The organism is Rhizobium leguminosarum (assembly GCF_002953715.1).
Lineage (GTDB): Bacteria > Pseudomonadota > Alphaproteobacteria > Rhizobiales > Rhizobiaceae > Rhizobium > Rhizobium leguminosarum_V.
Genome location: NZ_CP025012.1, coordinates 3,389,524 through 3,405,534, shown reverse-complemented (window position 1 = coordinate 3,405,534; position 16,011 = coordinate 3,389,524). Strand labels below are relative to the sequence as shown.

Below are 16,011 nucleotides of genomic sequence, written 5' to 3'. Positions count from 1 at the left end.
CGTTAAGAGCCCGGACGTCTCAAAGCAGCCATCCGCCAAGCTGAGGTTGGATAGTTTCGCCTTGCTCGAACGGGCATGATCGGCCTTCACGAAATTGTCTCAAGCCCGCTGCAAGGTCTCCCCATGATGTGTTTGCTGCTGTGGCGAGCGGCGCCGACTGAGAGGCGACCGGCTTGTGGACTGGTTCTGTTTCTGGCGTGTCTGGTGATGTTTTCAGCGGTCAAAAACGGCCATGCCGATAGTCCTCAGCCGCTGAAAATCGTGGCTTTCGGAACATCCTTGACGGCCCGCGGGGGATGGCAGCCCGCTCTCGAGACAGGGCTTTCAGCCTGCCTGCAAAGGCCCGTGAAAGTCGAGAGCGTTGCAAAGAGCGGCGAGACGTCACAATGGGGCCTTACCCAAGTTGATCGCGTCGTTGCCGCGCGGCCGGATATCGTCCTGATTGAACTCTACGCCAACGATGCGACATTGCATCGGTTCGTGTCGCTTGCGCAAAGCCGAAAGAATATCGGCGACATCCTCGACCAGCTCCGGCAGCGCCTGCCGCAAGCGCGGATCATCGTCATGGCCATGAATCCGTTTTCAGGGCTGCGGGGGCTAATCCGCCCCTTTGCCGATAGCTATGTCTCTGCCCATCAGGCGGAGGCGGAAAAACGTGGTCTGGAGTTTGTCGACCACCGGCCGCACTGGGAGCGTCTCACACCGGATGATCTGGCCGCGGCAATTCCTGATGGTGTGCATCCTCTGCCCGAGATGGCCGCCAAAATCATCGCGCCTGAACTCGTCAAACGTATCGCCGGCAACAATTGCGGAGAATGAAAAATTCTCTCATTGCCCGCCACAATCCCTGGCGGCCCTCGGGGGTCAGACTGCCGCGATATAGCTTTTCAGGTAGGTGACCAGTGAAGCCCGACCGGCCTCCGACGAGTCTTCGTGAGACGGGCTATCCAGGTCTTCGAGCAGATAGTTCCTGAGATCGTCATCGGTATGTGCAACGTAGATACCCGGTCGGCCTGCGAGCTGGCCTACCGTGGCAAGCTGATGATCGTTTCTATGCTCGCCGAGAGATGCCTGCCGAGGAACGAGAATGATCGGCTTTCCAAACCGTTTCGCCGTAAGCACAGTGCCAATTCCCGCGTGAGAGACGATGACACTTGCATCGAAAAAGACTCTATCGAAGTCCGCGGGCTCGATATTCTTGATCCATTTCATGTTCTGTGGCGTGTAGGTGCCCTTGCCGATCTGCGCCAGAACCGGTTTGGACAGTTCCTTTGCGAAGGTGTCGACAGATTTGACGAGGCGATCAAACGGCAGCTGCGTTCCGACGGTGACAAGGATCAAAGGACAGCTCCTGCGTAATGGGGGCCATCCGGCCGTGAGAGATGCTGCCACTGCGTGAGCCAGAGCGTCGCAATATGGCCGGCCAATTTACCCGACAGGGACAGCTTCTCGACATTGGCGACGCTATCGATCCAGATCGTCCGCTTGCCCGTCAATTTACCGGCAAGCAGGCAAAAAAGCCCGGGCGCGGCACCGGTCGAGATGACAACGTCGGGCCTCTGTTTGATGACGATGGAAAAGGCGCTGAAAAAGCACCGGATCGACATGGTAATCGAGTCGCGGCTGCAATCGGGAAGCACTAGTCCGTCCCGAATATCGTATTTTGCAAGCAGTCCCGGGATGGTCGTTGCAAAGACGATATCGCAGCCCTCGAATGCGCCGCGCATGGCCATCAACTGCTCCCAGTGGCCGCCTCCTGACGATGCAGCGAGAACCTTCAATTTTTTCTCAGTCATAGACAGGCATCTCCTATATTTGACCGATGATAGGGGCGAAAAACCGTTCTGTACGAACAGCGATTGTGTCACGATAGTTCAATAGAAGTGTACCATTTTTGGCCCGGTTGATTGAAGCCTTGAAGTTCATGGACAGCCAATCACTCATGATATTTTCAACTGGAACATAATAAGGGTCAAAACTCTTCCAAGGGCGCTCGCGCAAACAAATATCAGAGAGCGGCATTGGGCTTGTATTCCTGGTATGCATGGCCGAGAATCCCGTTAACCATGCCCGCGCCGCGCAGAACATGGGTGAGGGCTCGCATGCCCCAATAGGGTGAAATCAAGATCGCCGGCAGCATGACCAGTCCGAGGATCACTCTCGTGGCGCCATAGGCCGCGCGATAGATCCGACGCTTGAGGTTACCATGCAGGACCTCGCTGACTGCGAAGGTATTGCCGAGCCGGTATTGTCTTTGCAATACCCATTTCCAGGTCATCCGGCTGGCCGGAACGATATCATGGACAAGCGCCTTGTCAGCCCAGAAGACCTGCATGCCACGGCGGATGGCTTGGTTGAAGAAGAGGTAATCCGTGCCCCCGGTGAAGCGCATCTTCTCTTCAAAACGCAGATTCCATGAGCGGATCAGGGGATAGTCGAACATGACGTTGTTCGAGGCCGCATAAGAAATGCGTTGACCGTCCGTGTTCTTCTTGCGCTCGAACACCTTTGCCTTGATGAAATATTCCGGCGGGTTTTCGGGATAGACCGGTTGGACGGGGCCGTAGACGCAATCGGCGCGGTTTTTCTCCCGTGTCTCCAGCATTGCGTCCAGCCAGCCGTCGACCGGCCATTCGTCATCGTCGAGAAAGCAGAAGAGGTCAGTGCCGGGAGGCGCTGAATCCAGTGCGCGATTGCGTGCAAAGGGTATGCCCTGGTTTTGTTCGATGACGTAGATCAGGTCGTAGGCACCTGTTTGGCCAAAGCTCTCTACCGTGGCCCTTGCGCTGCCGGCCGCATCATTATCCACGATCACCATGGTGAGATGAAAGGGACGACCCGGGTGCCTGACCTGGCGCGTCATGACGTCAAGCAGCTTGGCGATCCCGTCGAGGCGGCGATAGGTCAGCACGCCGACGGCGATCTTCAGCGGCGCGGCGCCTGCTTCTGTGCCGACGGATGAATGCGGAGAAGTCTCTTGCTGATTCATGACTGTCCTCTCCGCAGCATATTTCCCAAACGCTTGCGCGCCGCCATCAAGGCCACTTCGGTCGCGGCAGCATCGCCGAACGGACCGCCGGCCACCGTGTTGCGAGCTTCGCCCCGAAGCTTCAGCAGCGATGTCGTTTCGGCAATGCCGCCGGCCACGAGGCTCTTGCCGAGTGCCTGCAGCCCGTCATAGCGGCGCGCCAGTTCCAGCCCTGTCGCGATCATGATCCGTGGGCGCAGCGTCTTTGCCCTGCTTGTGCCCGTGTAGCGATTCGACGCATGAATGCGCTGAAACGTCAGCGGAGTTTCGACGATCGCGCCGCGACCCAGATAGGCGGCGGCAAACTTGATGTAATTGTCGCTGAGGACGACGTCTTTCGCGACAGACATTGGCAGGATCTGAGACAGCAGATCGCGGCGGAAGCTCAAGCCCGATGTCGGAACCGGAAGCGAGGGAAAGCCGCCTCTGCGCAGCGTATCCCGCTTGTCGAACAGCGTCACCTGCAGCTCCGCAGGAGGCTGGTCGTCTTCATTGGTCGTCACGCGGTCGAAGCACCAGTCGATCTCGTTGCGATCGTAGATCTCGGCGATGCGGGCGAGTTTGCCGGGCAGAAACGTATCATCGGCATCGAGGAGAAAAAGGATATTGCCACTTGCAGCCGCAAAACCCGCATTGAAGCTCGAGGCCTGGCCGCCATTTTCCTTCAACACGGTCAGGATCCGCTCGCCATAGGAAGCAAGAATCTCTTGGGAATCATCGGTGGAACCATCGTCGACCACGATCACTTCGAAGTCGCGATAGACCTGCGACAGAACACTGTCGATGCATGGGCGCAAATACTGGCCGTAATTGAAATTGTTGATAAGCACCGATAATTTCAATGCACGACCTCCTGCGCTAGTCGACCAGAATGATTTACTGCCGGTGCGTATCGGCGAAGTCCGGCGCGGTAGCCACGCATGTAATAGTACTTCCAGATGGCCCAGAACCGCTTCTTTGATCGCGGCAACGGGTAAAGGAGGGCTGCCCGAACCGCCCAGTTGGCGCTCTCGATCCAGGTTCTTAAGGGGATTCCCCCGATCCTTATACCTTTTGGAATGTCCTCGGCGAAGAGCGCCGGCATTCCATAGCCAAGACGTTCCCCACGCTTCTGTACCCAAGCCTCTGTCACGCTGGAGGCTGGAATCCAATGATGAACAATGGCCTCGGCGCACCGATAGGTTTTCACGCCGCTTCGGGATAGGCGGCTGACAATTTCCGTATCCTCTCCCATTGCGAAAAGACCTCCTGGAAGCGGCCCGATATCTTCGCGGAATCGAACATTGCTGGCAAGCAATTCGCGACGCACGGTTGTGTTCGGACCCCAAATTTTTGTCGGGTCGCATGGGCCACTGGATTCCTGGTCGGCTATGGCGAAGGTTGATCCCATGGGAATCCAGTCCAACAGCGGATCCCCATGGGGATAATGCTCCCAATTTGGAAGAATTCGGCCGCCGATAACGCCGAAATCCGGGTTCCCCTCCGCGCATGCAGCGATCGAACTCAACCAGTTCGCATCTGCCTCGACGTCGTCGTCCGTAAAAACGATCAGCGCTCCTCGAGCTATCGCCAGAGCTGCGTTCATAGCTCCTGATTTGCCTGGGCGGGCATGATTGACAACAACAATTGGAAGCTTCTTTGCATATTGATCGAGAAGCTCCTGTGTTTCGTCTTTACTGTTGTTGTTGACGGAAATCAATTCCCATTGTTCGACTGGAAGGTTTTGCCCCAACATCGAATCCAGCATCTGTTGAAGCCGTCTGCTGGCGCCGTTGAAGGACGAAAAGATGACACTAATTCTCGGATCCGTCATCAAACCCACTCGCCTCCTGACGTGCGAAAATCCTGCCCGCTGCCTCCGCAGCTGGAGCACTTCCTGTCGATGCCGCTGTTTAGTACTTTCGTCATTTGGCACCGACCTGAGAGTAGATCGTTTTATTCATCGTAGATCGCTGCCTGAGAAATTGGCGCAGGATCCCCTGTCTCACCGACTGCGCCCAGAGCAATTTGAAGCGAATGCCGCTTAGGGGAAATCTCTTGACGACCACGCTGGCCGGCACCATCAGAAGCCATCTCAAGGCGCTAGCGATGGGCAGACCGCCAATTTTCGTTTTGCTGTCGAAGAGGTCCGGCCGAACGATAACCAAGCCCATGCCATAACGCTCGCCGCGCCGCAAAACCCAGCCTTCGTTCACATAGCCCTTCCTGACAATGTGCCGAACCCCAGGATGCCGCGAGTGAAAAGCCTTGGCTCCATTCTTTTCCAACCTGAGAGCGAAAGCAGTATCCTCACCCATGGGGAACTGAGCGACAGTGGCATCCGGGCCGAGGCCGTCGTGAACGATATAGCCGGATCCTAAAATGGAACGACGGAAGGCCGAATTCGGCCCCGATATCAATGCCGCTGAAATCGGCCCCTCGGGTAGACCGCCATTTAGCGCATAAAGAATCCCCAGATGCCCGTAATTGATGAGCCACGATGCCGGCTTTTCCTCCCATTCGGGCGTTATTAGGCCGCCGAATATGGCAAACTGTGGCTGCTCATCTGCCAAGGTGAGAAACTGCTCGATCCAATCCGGCGCGGGAATGACGTCGTCATCGGTTAAAATGACGAGCTCGCCCTCCAGATGGCGGAAGCCCAAAGTCAATGCGTACTGCTTACCTTGTTTTGGCTCAAAATAAACTTCCAGCGGAAGCCGCTCCTTATAGGAATTCAAGACTGCTGCAGTGTTGTCGCTGCTGTTGTTATCGACCGCAACGATTTTCCATTCTTCCTGCGCTAGGGTGGAAGCGCATAGTGCGTCAAGCATCGTTGGCAGAGTCTTCTCACCGTTATAAGTTGAGAACAGTATTGTAACCTTGACTTTGCTCATTTGATGCTCCGGACCTCATTTCGGTCGGATCGCTTCCCTGTGCGATTCGGGTCACGCCTTTACCGATGTCTTGGGCCTGCGATAGAACGCTGTCGATGCGTGGGCGCAAATACTGCCATAAACTTTTGATGAGCACCGAGAGTTTCAAATTACTGCCTCCTGTGCAATCGATTACTGCGTCATCGTTTGAGAAACGTATCGGCGAATTCCGGCGCGATAGCCACGCATGTAATAATATTTCCAGATCGCCCAGAAACGTTTCTTCGATCGCGGCAGGAGATAAAGCATTGCTGCTCGGAAGGCCCATTGTGCGCTTTCGATCCAGGTCGGAAGCGGAACTCCGCTTAACCTCACCCCTCCAGGCACCTCGTCGGGAAAGAGCGCCGGCATGCCGTAGCCAAGCCGCTCGCCTCTTTTCTGTACCCAATCCTCCGTCACGCTCGATGCCGGAATCCAATGATGGACCACGGCCTCGGCGCATCGATAGGACTTGGCGCCATTGGCCGCCAGGCGAATGATGATTTCCGCATCTTCACCCATGGCAAAAATCTTTCCGGGAAGAGGACCGATATCTTCGCGGTAGCGCACGCTTGTTCCGAGCAACTCTCGCCGGACGATCGTATTCGGGCCCCAGACTTTCGTCGGGTCACACGGTCCGCTTTGGGTGTCATCGACTATCGCAAAGGTGGATCCCATCGGAATCCATTCGATAAACCTGTCTTTTGGTTCTTTCTCCCATTCAGGGACGATTCTGCCGCCGAAGACGCCATAACTCGGATGGGCTGCGGCGCAGTCGATGATCGCTTTCAGCCAGTTCGGCTCGGCACGAACATCGTCGTCCGTAAAGACGATGAGATCCCCCTTCACCCGATCCAAGGCCATATTGAGCGCGCCGGACTTTCCCGGCTTGCGCTGCTGCAGGATGGTGATGGGAAGCTTGTCGCTATAGGTTTCCAAAAGATCAAACGTGCCGTCATTGCTATTGTTGTCGACGGCTATCAGTTCCCACCGATCATGGGGAAGCTCCTGGCGCACCAGGGAATCCAAAGTATGGCGCAGCCGGCGGCTGGCGCCATTGTAAGATGAAAAGAGCACGCTGACGAAGAGATCCGACATCAGTTACCAACCCTCTTGGTGAAGTCGAAAGAGAAAAGCTTCATATTTTGACTGCCTGTGCGATGTTCGAATGGGATCGGCGCTTACGCGGGGGTCGACCGCGTCTTACCGAAAAACTCGCGCCTGTGACCCTCGCCGAGTATCCTCAGCTTACGAAGATTACGCAACCATCGCCGCGGTTTGGTGAGCACGCCGCGGTTCAGGAAATACTGTCGCAGCAGGCTCGGTGCCTGACTATGCGATCCGCCGTGGGCGACCCGATAGACCGCCCCGCGAAAGGGAAGCTTTGTGAGCGGCGCTCCCCGTTGCGCAAGAATATCCGCTATGCGGACATGGCTGCCCAGCATCGACTTGATCCAGTCGAGCGAAGCATCCTCAAAGCGGGTCGGCAGTTCGTAGAGATCGGCACGAATGATCAACGAGGTACCGCAGAGATGGCTGAAGTCGTCGTGGCCAAACAGGAAACTACCGCCATCGTCCCAGATATAACCACGGTCGATCGTCCACCCGTTGGCGTCCCGATAGTCGGATACGTGTTGAACGATCCGAGAGCTTACGAAATCGTCGTCATCGACAATCATGAAGAAGCGACTGTCCGTGGCATTCAGCATGCCGCTCAGAACGCGACGCCCTTTGTCTGCCCGGAAGGCATCAAGGAAGTCTTCCTTGCTGCCCTTTCCGAGCTCATGCAGGTCGTTCGGCGGAAAGGTGACACGCACGGCTGAGAATTTTTCCGGCAGGTCAGGCAGATCGGCGCCTTCGTTGGCCACGATGATGCCGCGCCAGTCTCCATTGGTCTGGTTGGAAATGGAGGCCACGGTCTGGGTCAGGTTTGCCTTCAGCCTGCTCCAATCGCGGGCATTGTCCTGATGCCGGACCGGGATAATGAAGGTGACAAGTGTCATCGAATGACCCCCTTAAGCCCGCAAGCTCACAGCTTCTTTTTCATCGACACGCCCCTTTGCCGCCTGACGACGCGCCCACTCTATTCCGTCCTCGAGCGAGGTTGCCTTGTATGAAAGGTCGGTTCCGCCGGAGAAAGCATTCATGAAGCGGCGGATCTTTCCATAGCTGTTGTCCAGCACGGCATGCGGGCGGCCGAGCAGCAGCGAGCAGATATGGACGTGCAGGCGATCGGTCACGATTGCCCGGGCACGCGAAATCTGACTGATGCCGCGCTCGAAACGGTTGTGTGCCGCAGCGTCCAGTCTGCGCAAGGCCACTTCGCTCGGCTTCAATGCGAGATAGGCCGAAGCGACCCCCAACTTCTTGGCGATATCGACCTTCCGTTTCGACTCGGTAATCCAGTCTTCCACAGGAATATCGGAAGGAATCTTGCGATCGGTGCCGCCAACCCGTTCCGCATCCTCCCGCAACATGGCGAGGACGGGAATCTGCGTCGCCCTTTCCGGAAGCGGACCGATGGCAAAAGCCATATCGGGGCATAGTCGGACGGTGCAGTCGAAGTGTTTTTCGGAAAACTCCTTCGATTCTTCGTCGCGCACGAGCAACACGAAATTCTTGTGGCGCCCGATTGCCCGTTTGGATTGCTCGATGCGCTCAGGCGAACTGTAGTGGATCGACTGCGGGAACTGGATGATCTGCCGATCCGGGAAACGCTCCATGATCGATTCGCGGAAATCCTGGTGGGCAACCCAGATATCGCCGAAATTGCCGCCGCCGTGAATGAAGATCGGGCCGGTCGGTACGCGCCGTTTCAGTTCGTCGGCGGAGAAGTCGTACAGCCGGGAAACATAGTCCGGGCGCTTGCCGAAGCGATCCTTGAGATAGGCCATCTCACCCAGCCAGATTGCCGAGTCGCCGCAATTGCGGATGTCGGGAAAGTCGAGAATCGCAAGCGGTTCGTCGCGCGAGACATAGTCCTTCAGGCAATCATGGATCATGCCATTGAGTTTTGCGATCAGCTCTGATCTGGATTGGCTGGTCATTCTGCCTCTCTTTTCATGTTCGTTTAACTTCAGGCCGACTTGGGTACGGCAATACGTTTGGCTTTTGACAGGAACTTGACAACGATACGCTGAACTTCGGTTTCCGGGCCACTTGGCTTCTTCATCGCAAGCCAAAGGACAAAGCTGGAACCGACATAGAGGATACCGCCGGTGACGACGAGGATGGCCAGGTGAAGGGCCAGCGCCAACTTGTCGGTGGGGGTGTTCAGGACATGTGACAATCCCCAGACGCCGGCAGCCATCACGGCGACACTGGCAAGCGCGCGGAAGTTTGCCGCGAGCTGCTGGAAGAATGGCAGATTGATCAAGCGCTTGACGAGAAGCATGTTGACTACGGTGGAAATCAGACCCGTCAACACGCGGGCATAAACGACGCCCGGAAGCCCGGCCATCATGAGACCGGCGATGATGATGGGCACGCGGACCACCAGCATCTGCGTGTCGCGGATGAACAGCATCTTGGTATGGCCCTTTGCCATGCCCAGCGGTTGGACGAGCGAACCGAGGGTCTGCAGAGCGAAGACCGATGCGAGCGCCTGTACGATGAAGATGGCGGGAACCCACTTTTCTCCCAAAGCAAGCCGCATCATCGGATCAGCTACCACTGCCATGCCGATTCCGGCCGGAAGCGCCACCGCCGCCAGAAGCGCCTGTGCACGCTGATAGGCTGCGACAAGCCGGACCGGGTCGTTGCGGACTTTCGAAAAGCCCGGGTAAATCGTCTGGTTCAACGGCGCCGTCGCCTCGCGCGTCGGCAGAGTCGAAAGAGTGTTGCCGACGGTATAATGGCCAAGCTGCGTGGCGCCCAGCATCTTGCCGATCAGCAGATACTCGACCCGCCAGTTCAGCGTGTTGACGATCTGTCCGGCCGTCAGCCAGAGCGAGAACGAAAACAATTCCCGTGCATGCCGGAAGGTTATGCGCGGCCAGAACGGCAGTACGGTATAGGAAACGATGATATTCGTGACCTGATAGGCGAGGGTGCCGACAACGAGCGCCCAATAACTCTGGTAGATGGCAGCAATTGCCACCGTCACGACGAAGCCGACCAGCTTTTGCGAGACGTTGAGTACGAACTCCTGCCAGAAGATCAGGTCACGCTGGAGCATGACGCGGCGTGGATTGGCGAGACCACTCAGGAGCAGGCTGAAACTCAAAGCAAGCATGACGCTCGTCAGCCGGGGCTCGTTGTAAAACTCGGCGATCGGATAGGCACTGGCGGCAAACAGCAGCGCCAAAACAGCGCTTCGCGTCACGCTCAACGTCCACACCGCACTGAAGTGAACTTCGCTCGGAGATTCGTGGCGGATAAGCGCCTGATTCAGCGAGAGTTCGGTGACGGAGCTCAAAATGACCTGGATCGTCGTTGCGATAGCAACGAGACCAAAGTCGGCTGGCACGAGATACCAAGCCAGGACAAAGGTGCTGAGTGCGGAAAGCCCGTTGACGATGGCGCGGGACAGACTCAGCCATATGCTGCCTTGGATCAGTCGGTCGGTAACACTGCTCATAGATGAATGGCTCCGCACGACCAGGACATCGACCATTTAAGTGGGCTGCACACCCGTCCAAACTGCTTCTCCCCTTTATCCGGGGAGAGCGGGTTGATGGAGTTAGAAAGGATCATGCCTGTTGCCTCGTCACGAACCCGGTTTGCGACATCACAGGACGCTTGCCGTTTTCTTGGAAAAATCTTGCTTCAATCGGTTCAGCTCAAGCAGCATTCTGTCGTGCGCCTTTATAATAGCCTCATCTGTGCTGAGCTGACCCGGCTTCTCTGCTACCCGCTGCAACGTCTTGACCGTCGATCCAAAGACATAGTTGCCAGTGAGCTGTCGGATCCGGCGGTGGCGGAACGTTATGTTCTTCAAAAGGTAGGTGTTTTTCCGTACCAGCGATGCGCCTGCCTCGACGATATTTGACGGGCCAATCGCGTCGAAGTCGATCTCGAGATTAAGCGCACTTGCCCAATCGTACCACTTGGCTCGATTCCCCGGGGCGATCGGCCGGATAGCCCGCCAGGGAACGCGCAGCGCGTCTGAGATAATGCAGCCATGCATCGCCTCGGAGACCACTTTATGCGATGCGCTAATTTCGGTCAGAACCTTTTCCACAGACCAGCGCGGATCGATATAGTGAATCCCCGCGAGCTCACAGGCCTTATCCCAACTGCCATACATCGCGCTTTCGTAATGCGGCATGAAAGAGACCGGGTAACGCTTCTCGATGCTTTTTGCATCCCAGCAGCTGCGCGTGAGGATACCCGAATCGCCGATGGCGTAGCTCGGATCGATGCCGAGGACTTCGGCAGTCTTCTTTCCGCGCACGAAATAGAACGTCCAGTTGCGATCGACTTTCGGCGGGTTTGTGTAGCCGCCATAGCCCGAGCCGAATACAATCTTCTGCATATTCGGGTCGAAATTGTCGTAGAGGATCGAACCGATGCCGAGAAAGAGTTGGTTTTCGTCGTCGTCGAAGAAGCCGGGCAGCAGTCGCTCCCAAAGCCAATGATTCAGTTCGTCGCCAAAATTCTCGTGTTTCCCCCTGTAGGCAAACATCTTCATCGTGCTTCTCCAGTCGGCAAGTGCGTCACGATCTGCGAGACCATCTCATCTTCGCGTGCCATGCGTCCGTAACGCGAAATGATTTTGATGTCGCTGCGGATTATCTTTGCCGGATTGCCAGCGACGAGCGAGCGCGGCGGCACGCTCTTGGTTACCACTGAGCCCGAGCCGATGACGCATTCGTCGCCGATCTCGACGCCGGGCAGAATGATGCTGCGGGCGCCGATGAAGCAGCGCTTGCCGATCCTCGTGTGGAGATAGAGCCCGCGCGTGAGATCGTGAGTCAGAATCGCTGCCTCAAAGGCGACGTAAGTTTCCGCGCCGATATGCAATCCCCTAGGGTTGGTCTTGTCGAAACGCACGCTCAAGGAAAAGCTGGCCGTCGGATCGATGTCCATTCCCCAGAATTTCGTATAGTAGAGCCACTTGGCCTTCACAAATCCGTTCCGCAGCGGCCGAAATACGTTCAGTCCCCACTTCGGCTTTTTTCCTGTCTGCACCATCAAGTCCGACCCCGGCTGGAATATTCGTCTAGCACGGAACTGTAATAGTCCTCGAGCGTCCCCGTCTGACGACGTAAGTCGAAGCGCTCGGCCACCAGAAGCGGTGCCCGCGCGCTAAAGGCTGTCCACAGAGCCTGGTCGTTGAGCAGTCTTCCGACCGCCTCCGCCATTCCCGCGACATCCCGCTCCTCCACGAGATAACCAGTTTTCCCCTCTTCGATCGCTTCGCCGACGCCTCCCGAGCGAAAAGCGACGACCGGAGTACCGACGGCTTCCGCCTCGAGATTTGCGAGGCCGAAAGCTTCGGCGTGACCATTGTCGAGGGTCACGCTTCCGTGGAGATAAAGCTCCGCACTGGCGAGCAGATCTCTTATCTCAGTCTGCGACAGATTTTCATGGATCGTGACGCTTGGCAAGGAACGACGCGCCAGTGCTTCGATTTCCTCCTTCAAGGGACCCTGGCCGACCATGACAAATTCGACCGGGGTGCCGGCCGCAGCCACACGCGAAAGCGCGTCGATCATGAAACGGTGGCCCTTATAGTCGACGAAGCGGGCAATTGAAACCACGCGCCCTTTTTTTCGGGGACGGGGTTCCATTTTGAAGAGATCGAGATCGATGCCGATATGATGGCGATAGACGCGTTCGGCTGGAAAACCGAGCGCCAGCAGCCGGTCGCGGATGAAATCGGAAACGGCGATGTTCCAGCTATTCCATCCGGCCATCTCGCTCCGGCCTTTGGCGAAGAAGCGCACCTGATTGAAGCCGCCCGGCTTTTTCGGATCGCCGCCATAGGTGGCGTCAAAGCCGTGAAACGTCGTGATCAGCGGCTTGCCGGCGGCCCGGGCCAGCGGGCCGATGACATAGCCGTTCTTTCCAAAATGGGCGTGAACGAGATCGGCTTTGCCGATCGCAGGAAAGAGGAAGGGAAGGCCGATCTGCGGGATTTTCAACAGCAGTTCACCGGCCCGCGCAATGGGAGACCGACGGATGTCATGAACCGGAACAGTGGATTTTTTTGTATGCGCCGAAGAAATTCGCGAGCCGGCAAGAATTTCAGCTTCGAAAGAACGAAACGCTATCGCCTGGTTGAGAACAAATGCCTGGCTGGCAGGCAAAAATTTTTCCACATAAATAACGGCTTTTTTCATGAATCTGTTCGCGTCTCCGTTGTCTTGTGCATCACATCGCCTCTATTGCCCGCCGGATACCGTCGATTGCACTTCTTGGCGCATTATTTTCGTCGTAAAGATTAACGCGCTTCGTGCAAGCCGCAGCGGGATCGGCCGCTTTCTCATCGCGCTCGCCGTATTTTTCCGACATGCCCCATACTGTCACGCCTTTCAAGTCGCCATGTTCTGCCGCCACGGTGATCACGTCACTGAAAATATCGGCGTAGGATGCCGGCGTGAAGGCTTTGTCGCGGTTCAGGAAGTGGCAGGACGCGTCCAGTTCGGTGATGAAAACGCCGACACCCATGTCCTTCAGCGCCGCGCAGAAGCGTCCCATTCCTTCCGGATCGATCCGGTCGAGGCCGGGGCGGAAATGCGCCTGCAGCCCCACCGCATTGATCGGCGTTTTTTTGGCGACGAGATCCTCGACGATTTTCAGGATGCGCGCGCGCTTCTGTTCAAACACGTCGGATTTTTTCTCCAGATGCGTTTCGTTGAGGACCAGCGTCGCACCGGGATTGGCTTGGTGCGCCATGTCGAAACTCATACGGATATAATCGTCGCCAAGAAGGCGTCGGAAAACACAATCCCGCAGATCCGCTGCATCATACTCCAACGGCTCGTTCACCACATCCCAAGCATCGATCGAGTTCTTATAGCGAGTGACAACCTGTTTTATATGACGGTTCATGGCCGCCTGAATGGTCTTTGCGTCCGTGATATCAGACACCCAGCCCGGGACGCGATACCAGATCAGCGTATGGCCATAAACCCTCATGTTGTTTTTACGTGCAAATGCAACCATGCGGTCGGCGCTGCCGAAGCTGAAAATGCCCGGTCTCTTTTCCGTCGCATTCCACTTCAGCTCGTTTCGCGGCGTTATTGAATTGACGTTGTCGATGTAGATCTCGGAAGCGATTGGATCGTTGATGTTTTGCAGGTCGATTGCCGATCCGAATCGGAACGACTTCCTGTCGGCAAGGGCGCGCAGCCCTGCAGAGGCGGGCACCTGTGCCAGGGCCTGGCCCGCGCGAACATACAACAGAGCGAGCGGAACCGAGGCGAGGAAACGTCTTCTATTCATTTTATCTCTCACTGTTAGCTTTTTTCATGTCTGGGGTGGAATTTGAAGGGCCAGGCTCGTCGGCACCGATCCATCACGGGATTCGCGTTCAATTCAGCAGAGTAATGCAACCTCAAATATACTTTCGCCGCAGGGGATATTCTCAGTGTCTGCTAGACTTTTCAGCATATTCCAAGATATAAACCGCTCGGGGAGGGCGCTCGTGATGGAAGATTGGTCTAGCTATCTGATGAGCTGTTTTTATATGGCATTTCAAAATGCCGTTTTTTTTATGGCGACTGTTCGAAACGATCTATCTCTTCTCGATGACCGGCAGTTCGCAGCCCTTGTTCTCGGCATCGTCGGCGTCATTTTCCTCCCATTCGCAGCGCTCGTCAGAATGTCGTGGCGGCTGCGTCAATCGGAGGTCGTCATTCGCTCGCTGAACGAAGACCTTGCGCAAGTCACGCAGGACCTCAATGTCGAGCGTGTCTGGCGCCTGGCGGGTGGGGACAGCACCGAACGGCCGGGTGCGGACAGTTTGAAAGAGCTTTACAAGATTCTGGCCAGAGATCACGACGATGCAAGTTACATGGCGAGATAAGTCGGCGCGCGGCGGGAAGCCAGAAATCTAGAACATGTCTGCCTTTTTCCGACACGCCGAAGTGCTCTATCTCTTTTTTTCACAATTTGTGTGAAGCTGCTGCGTACCTTTGCTGGAATTGCATCTAATGCCGATGCTCCTGACTTTCTGCCGGGGCCCCGGTGTCAGAGGGCTCGGAGACTGATTCCGGTTGCGCGCTGTTGATGTCGACCGCAGGGTCGGGCAAGGGCAGCCATATTCTGCCGGAAAAATAATTTCTCGTTCTTTTCTGTGGTCCTGAAGTCGCATCCAGCGAGAGTGTGAAATTGTAATTCCCGGGATTGAGCACCTCGCGGGTGAAGCTGATACTGGCTCCGAAGCCGTCTTCTTTGATATCCCTCAGGTTCTTGATGGCGTTCAGGGTCTCGTGAAAATCAAGCCATTGCGGTTGCCGCAGCATGATTTGGAAAATTCGCAGAATGCCGGGATCGAGCTGGCCATTTTGATCGGTCTCGGGATTGACGATCTTCACGCGCATATTGTTGATCGTGCCTGCGGCGTCGCCGCGAACGATGACGAAGATGGAGCTCGGGAGCTGATCCTTTTCCCGCTTGCCGCTCTGCTCGAAAAAGCATTCGAACGTATCGGCGTTGAAGCTCGCCGCCGCCCAATCGCTGGTTTCGATGCCGGCATTGCGCAGCGCCGCACACATTGTGGCACCGGATATCCGCCATGTCCGTAGAAAAGTCGACGCGGTCTGTGCCGCCGGCGGTTCAATGACATGCAAGGGAAGCGCGAAGGTGGCTGGAGGCGCCGGGCGGGGAAGAGCTTTGGGCGGCGGCGGCCTAACCTCAGGGGGAACGAGATCGAAGCCAAAATAATGGCTGACCGTCTTTAAGTGTTTCATGTCGTTGGAAAGCAGCACCGTTCCCATGACCAGCGTGAGGGAAATCGTCAGCAGCAACCAGAAGACAACGGGAATCCGCGGTTTTCTCACCGGCTGTTTCGCATATGCGGACGAAGAATTGTCGGGCAAGCTTATCTTCTCCGGCGTGCGAGAAGGGTTTCGATCGGGCTGTCTAGAGCATTTCCGTTTTTCTCCAAGCCACGGAACCCTCTATCTTTTTGTTTTTGCGCAA

18 protein-coding genes are annotated in these 16,011 nt (G+C 56.4%); 2 read left to right on the top strand and 16 right to left on the bottom strand.

The features are described 5' to 3' along the window. Positions 1 to 123 precede the first annotated feature (123 nt). Positions 124 to 819, top strand: a complete 696-nt coding sequence (locus CUJ84_RS17140) for an SGNH/GDSL hydrolase family protein (RefSeq protein ID WP_105008220.1) — start codon at positions 124 to 126, stop codon at positions 817 to 819. A 45-nt stretch (positions 820 to 864) separates the two neighbouring features. Here CUJ84_RS17140 and CUJ84_RS17135 read toward each other — a convergent pair whose 3' ends face one another. From CUJ84_RS17135 to CUJ84_RS17070, 15 genes are all read right to left on the bottom strand, one after another. After that, a complete protein-coding gene (locus tag CUJ84_RS17135; protein ID WP_027683436.1) occupies positions 865 to 1,341 on the bottom strand; it encodes a glycosyltransferase in 477 nt (158 codons plus the stop codon). After that, positions 1,338 to 1,796, bottom strand: a complete 459-nt coding sequence (locus tag CUJ84_RS17130; protein WP_027683437.1) for a glucuronosyltransferase — start codon at positions 1,794 to 1,796, stop codon at positions 1,338 to 1,340. Before CUJ84_RS17130 ends, CUJ84_RS17135 begins: the two co-directional genes overlap by 4 nt. A 13-nt stretch (positions 1,797 to 1,809) precedes the next feature. Beyond that, positions 1,810 to 2,022, bottom strand: coding sequence for a hypothetical protein (locus tag CUJ84_RS38005; RefSeq protein WP_128410300.1), 213 nt, complete (start codon positions 2,020 to 2,022; stop codon positions 1,810 to 1,812). Beyond that, positions 2,009 to 2,989, bottom strand: coding sequence for a glycosyltransferase family A protein (locus CUJ84_RS17125; RefSeq protein WP_105007092.1), 981 nt, complete (start codon positions 2,987 to 2,989; stop codon positions 2,009 to 2,011). The genes CUJ84_RS38005 and CUJ84_RS17125 overlap by 14 nt, the downstream gene beginning before the upstream one ends. Beyond that, complete coding sequence (locus CUJ84_RS17120; protein WP_105007091.1) at positions 2,986 to 3,870, bottom strand: glycosyltransferase family 2 protein; 885 nt, start codon at positions 3,868 to 3,870, stop codon at positions 2,986 to 2,988. The genes CUJ84_RS17125 and CUJ84_RS17120 overlap by 4 nt, the downstream gene beginning before the upstream one ends. Next, positions 3,867 to 4,841, bottom strand: coding sequence for a glycosyltransferase (locus CUJ84_RS17115; protein WP_105007090.1), 975 nt, complete (start codon positions 4,839 to 4,841; stop codon positions 3,867 to 3,869). The genes CUJ84_RS17120 and CUJ84_RS17115 overlap by 4 nt, the downstream gene beginning before the upstream one ends. Positions 4,842 to 4,932: 91 nt before the next feature. Continuing rightward, entirely contained in the window at positions 4,933 to 5,901 is a 969-nt protein-coding gene (locus CUJ84_RS17110) for a glycosyltransferase (RefSeq protein ID WP_105007089.1), read from the bottom strand. A gap of 171 nt (positions 5,902 to 6,072) precedes the next feature. Continuing rightward, positions 6,073 to 7,017, bottom strand: a complete 945-nt coding sequence (locus CUJ84_RS17105; protein WP_105007088.1) for a glycosyltransferase — start codon at positions 7,015 to 7,017, stop codon at positions 6,073 to 6,075. Between the two features lie 83 nt (positions 7,018 to 7,100). After that, on the bottom strand, positions 7,101 to 7,922 hold the full coding sequence (locus CUJ84_RS17100; RefSeq protein ID WP_105007087.1) for a galactosyl transferase: 822 nt from the start codon (positions 7,920 to 7,922) through the stop codon (positions 7,101 to 7,103). Positions 7,923 to 7,934: 12 nt separating this feature from the next. Then, on the bottom strand, positions 7,935 to 8,966 hold the full coding sequence (locus CUJ84_RS17095) for a polysaccharide pyruvyl transferase family protein (protein ID WP_105007086.1): 1,032 nt from the start codon (positions 8,964 to 8,966) through the stop codon (positions 7,935 to 7,937). A 29-nt stretch (positions 8,967 to 8,995) separates the two neighbouring features. Then, complete coding sequence (locus CUJ84_RS17090) at positions 8,996 to 10,498, bottom strand: lipopolysaccharide biosynthesis protein (protein ID WP_027683442.1); 1,503 nt, start codon at positions 10,496 to 10,498, stop codon at positions 8,996 to 8,998. A 150-nt stretch (positions 10,499 to 10,648) separates the two neighbouring features. Continuing rightward, the gene (gene pssM / locus CUJ84_RS17085) at positions 10,649 to 11,551 is read right to left on the bottom strand and encodes an exopolysaccharide glucosyl ketal-pyruvate-transferase (RefSeq protein ID WP_105007085.1); all 903 of its coding nucleotides are present in this window, start codon (positions 11,549 to 11,551) and stop codon (positions 10,649 to 10,651) included. After that, the gene (locus CUJ84_RS17080; RefSeq protein ID WP_018481602.1) at positions 11,548 to 12,054 is read right to left on the bottom strand and encodes an acyltransferase; all 507 of its coding nucleotides are present in this window, start codon (positions 12,052 to 12,054) and stop codon (positions 11,548 to 11,550) included. Before CUJ84_RS17080 ends, pssM begins: the two co-directional genes overlap by 4 nt. After that, positions 12,054 to 13,205 (bottom strand): glycosyltransferase, encoded by a 1,152-nt coding sequence (locus tag CUJ84_RS17075; protein WP_105007084.1) that lies wholly within the window; start codon positions 13,203 to 13,205, stop codon positions 12,054 to 12,056. Before CUJ84_RS17075 ends, CUJ84_RS17080 begins: the two co-directional genes overlap by 1 nt. 31 nt (positions 13,206 to 13,236) lie before the next feature. Next, positions 13,237 to 14,310, bottom strand: coding sequence for an endo-1,4-beta-xylanase (locus tag CUJ84_RS17070; RefSeq protein ID WP_105007083.1), 1,074 nt, complete (start codon positions 14,308 to 14,310; stop codon positions 13,237 to 13,239). Positions 14,311 to 14,515: 205 nt separating this feature from the next. Here CUJ84_RS17070 and CUJ84_RS17065 point away from each other — a divergent pair, with 205 nt between their 5' ends. Further along, a complete protein-coding gene (locus CUJ84_RS17065) occupies positions 14,516 to 14,893 on the top strand; it encodes a hypothetical protein (protein ID WP_199788826.1) in 378 nt (125 codons plus the stop codon). A gap of 124 nt (positions 14,894 to 15,017) precedes the next feature. Here the strand turns inward: CUJ84_RS17065 and CUJ84_RS17060 are convergent, their stop codons facing one another. After that, positions 15,018 to 15,908, bottom strand: coding sequence for a DUF6030 family protein (locus CUJ84_RS17060; protein ID WP_105007081.1), 891 nt, complete (start codon positions 15,906 to 15,908; stop codon positions 15,018 to 15,020). Positions 15,909 to 16,011: the final 103 nt, after the last annotated feature.

Excerpts from the sequence above, each read along its gene's own strand:
- CUJ84_RS17140 (WP_105008220.1), top strand. The coding sequence starts at position 124 with ATGATGTGTTTGCTGCTGTGGCGAGCGGCGCCGACTGAGAGGCGACCG.
- CUJ84_RS17130 (WP_027683437.1), bottom strand. The coding sequence starts at position 1,796 with ATGACTGAGAAAAAATTGAAGGTTCTCGCTGCATCGTCAGGAGGCGGC.
- CUJ84_RS38005 (WP_128410300.1), bottom strand. The coding sequence starts at position 2,022 with ATGCCGCTCTCTGATATTTGTTTGCGCGAGCGCCCTTGGAAGAGTTTT.
- CUJ84_RS17125 (WP_105007092.1), bottom strand. The coding sequence starts at position 2,989 with ATGAATCAGCAAGAGACTTCTCCGCATTCATCCGTCGGCACAGAAGCA.
- CUJ84_RS17115 (WP_105007090.1), bottom strand. The coding sequence starts at position 4,841 with ATGACGGATCCGAGAATTAGTGTCATCTTTTCGTCCTTCAACGGCGCC.
- CUJ84_RS17110 (WP_105007089.1), bottom strand. The coding sequence starts at position 5,901 with ATGAGCAAAGTCAAGGTTACAATACTGTTCTCAACTTATAACGGTGAG.
- CUJ84_RS17105 (WP_105007088.1), bottom strand. The coding sequence starts at position 7,017 with ATGTCGGATCTCTTCGTCAGCGTGCTCTTTTCATCTTACAATGGCGCC.
- CUJ84_RS17100 (WP_105007087.1), bottom strand. The coding sequence starts at position 7,922 with ATGACACTTGTCACCTTCATTATCCCGGTCCGGCATCAGGACAATGCC.
- CUJ84_RS17095 (WP_105007086.1), bottom strand. The coding sequence starts at position 8,966 with ATGACCAGCCAATCCAGATCAGAGCTGATCGCAAAACTCAATGGCATG.
- CUJ84_RS17090 (WP_027683442.1), bottom strand. The coding sequence starts at position 10,498 with ATGAGCAGTGTTACCGACCGACTGATCCAAGGCAGCATATGGCTGAGT.
- pssM (WP_105007085.1), bottom strand. The coding sequence starts at position 11,551 with ATGAAGATGTTTGCCTACAGGGGGAAACACGAGAATTTTGGCGACGAA.
- CUJ84_RS17080 (WP_018481602.1), bottom strand. The coding sequence starts at position 12,054 with ATGGTGCAGACAGGAAAAAAGCCGAAGTGGGGACTGAACGTATTTCGG.
- CUJ84_RS17075 (WP_105007084.1), bottom strand. The coding sequence starts at position 13,205 with ATGAAAAAAGCCGTTATTTATGTGGAAAAATTTTTGCCTGCCAGCCAG.
- CUJ84_RS17070 (WP_105007083.1), bottom strand. The coding sequence starts at position 14,310 with ATGAATAGAAGACGTTTCCTCGCCTCGGTTCCGCTCGCTCTGTTGTAT.
- CUJ84_RS17065 (WP_199788826.1), top strand. The coding sequence starts at position 14,516 with ATGGAAGATTGGTCTAGCTATCTGATGAGCTGTTTTTATATGGCATTT.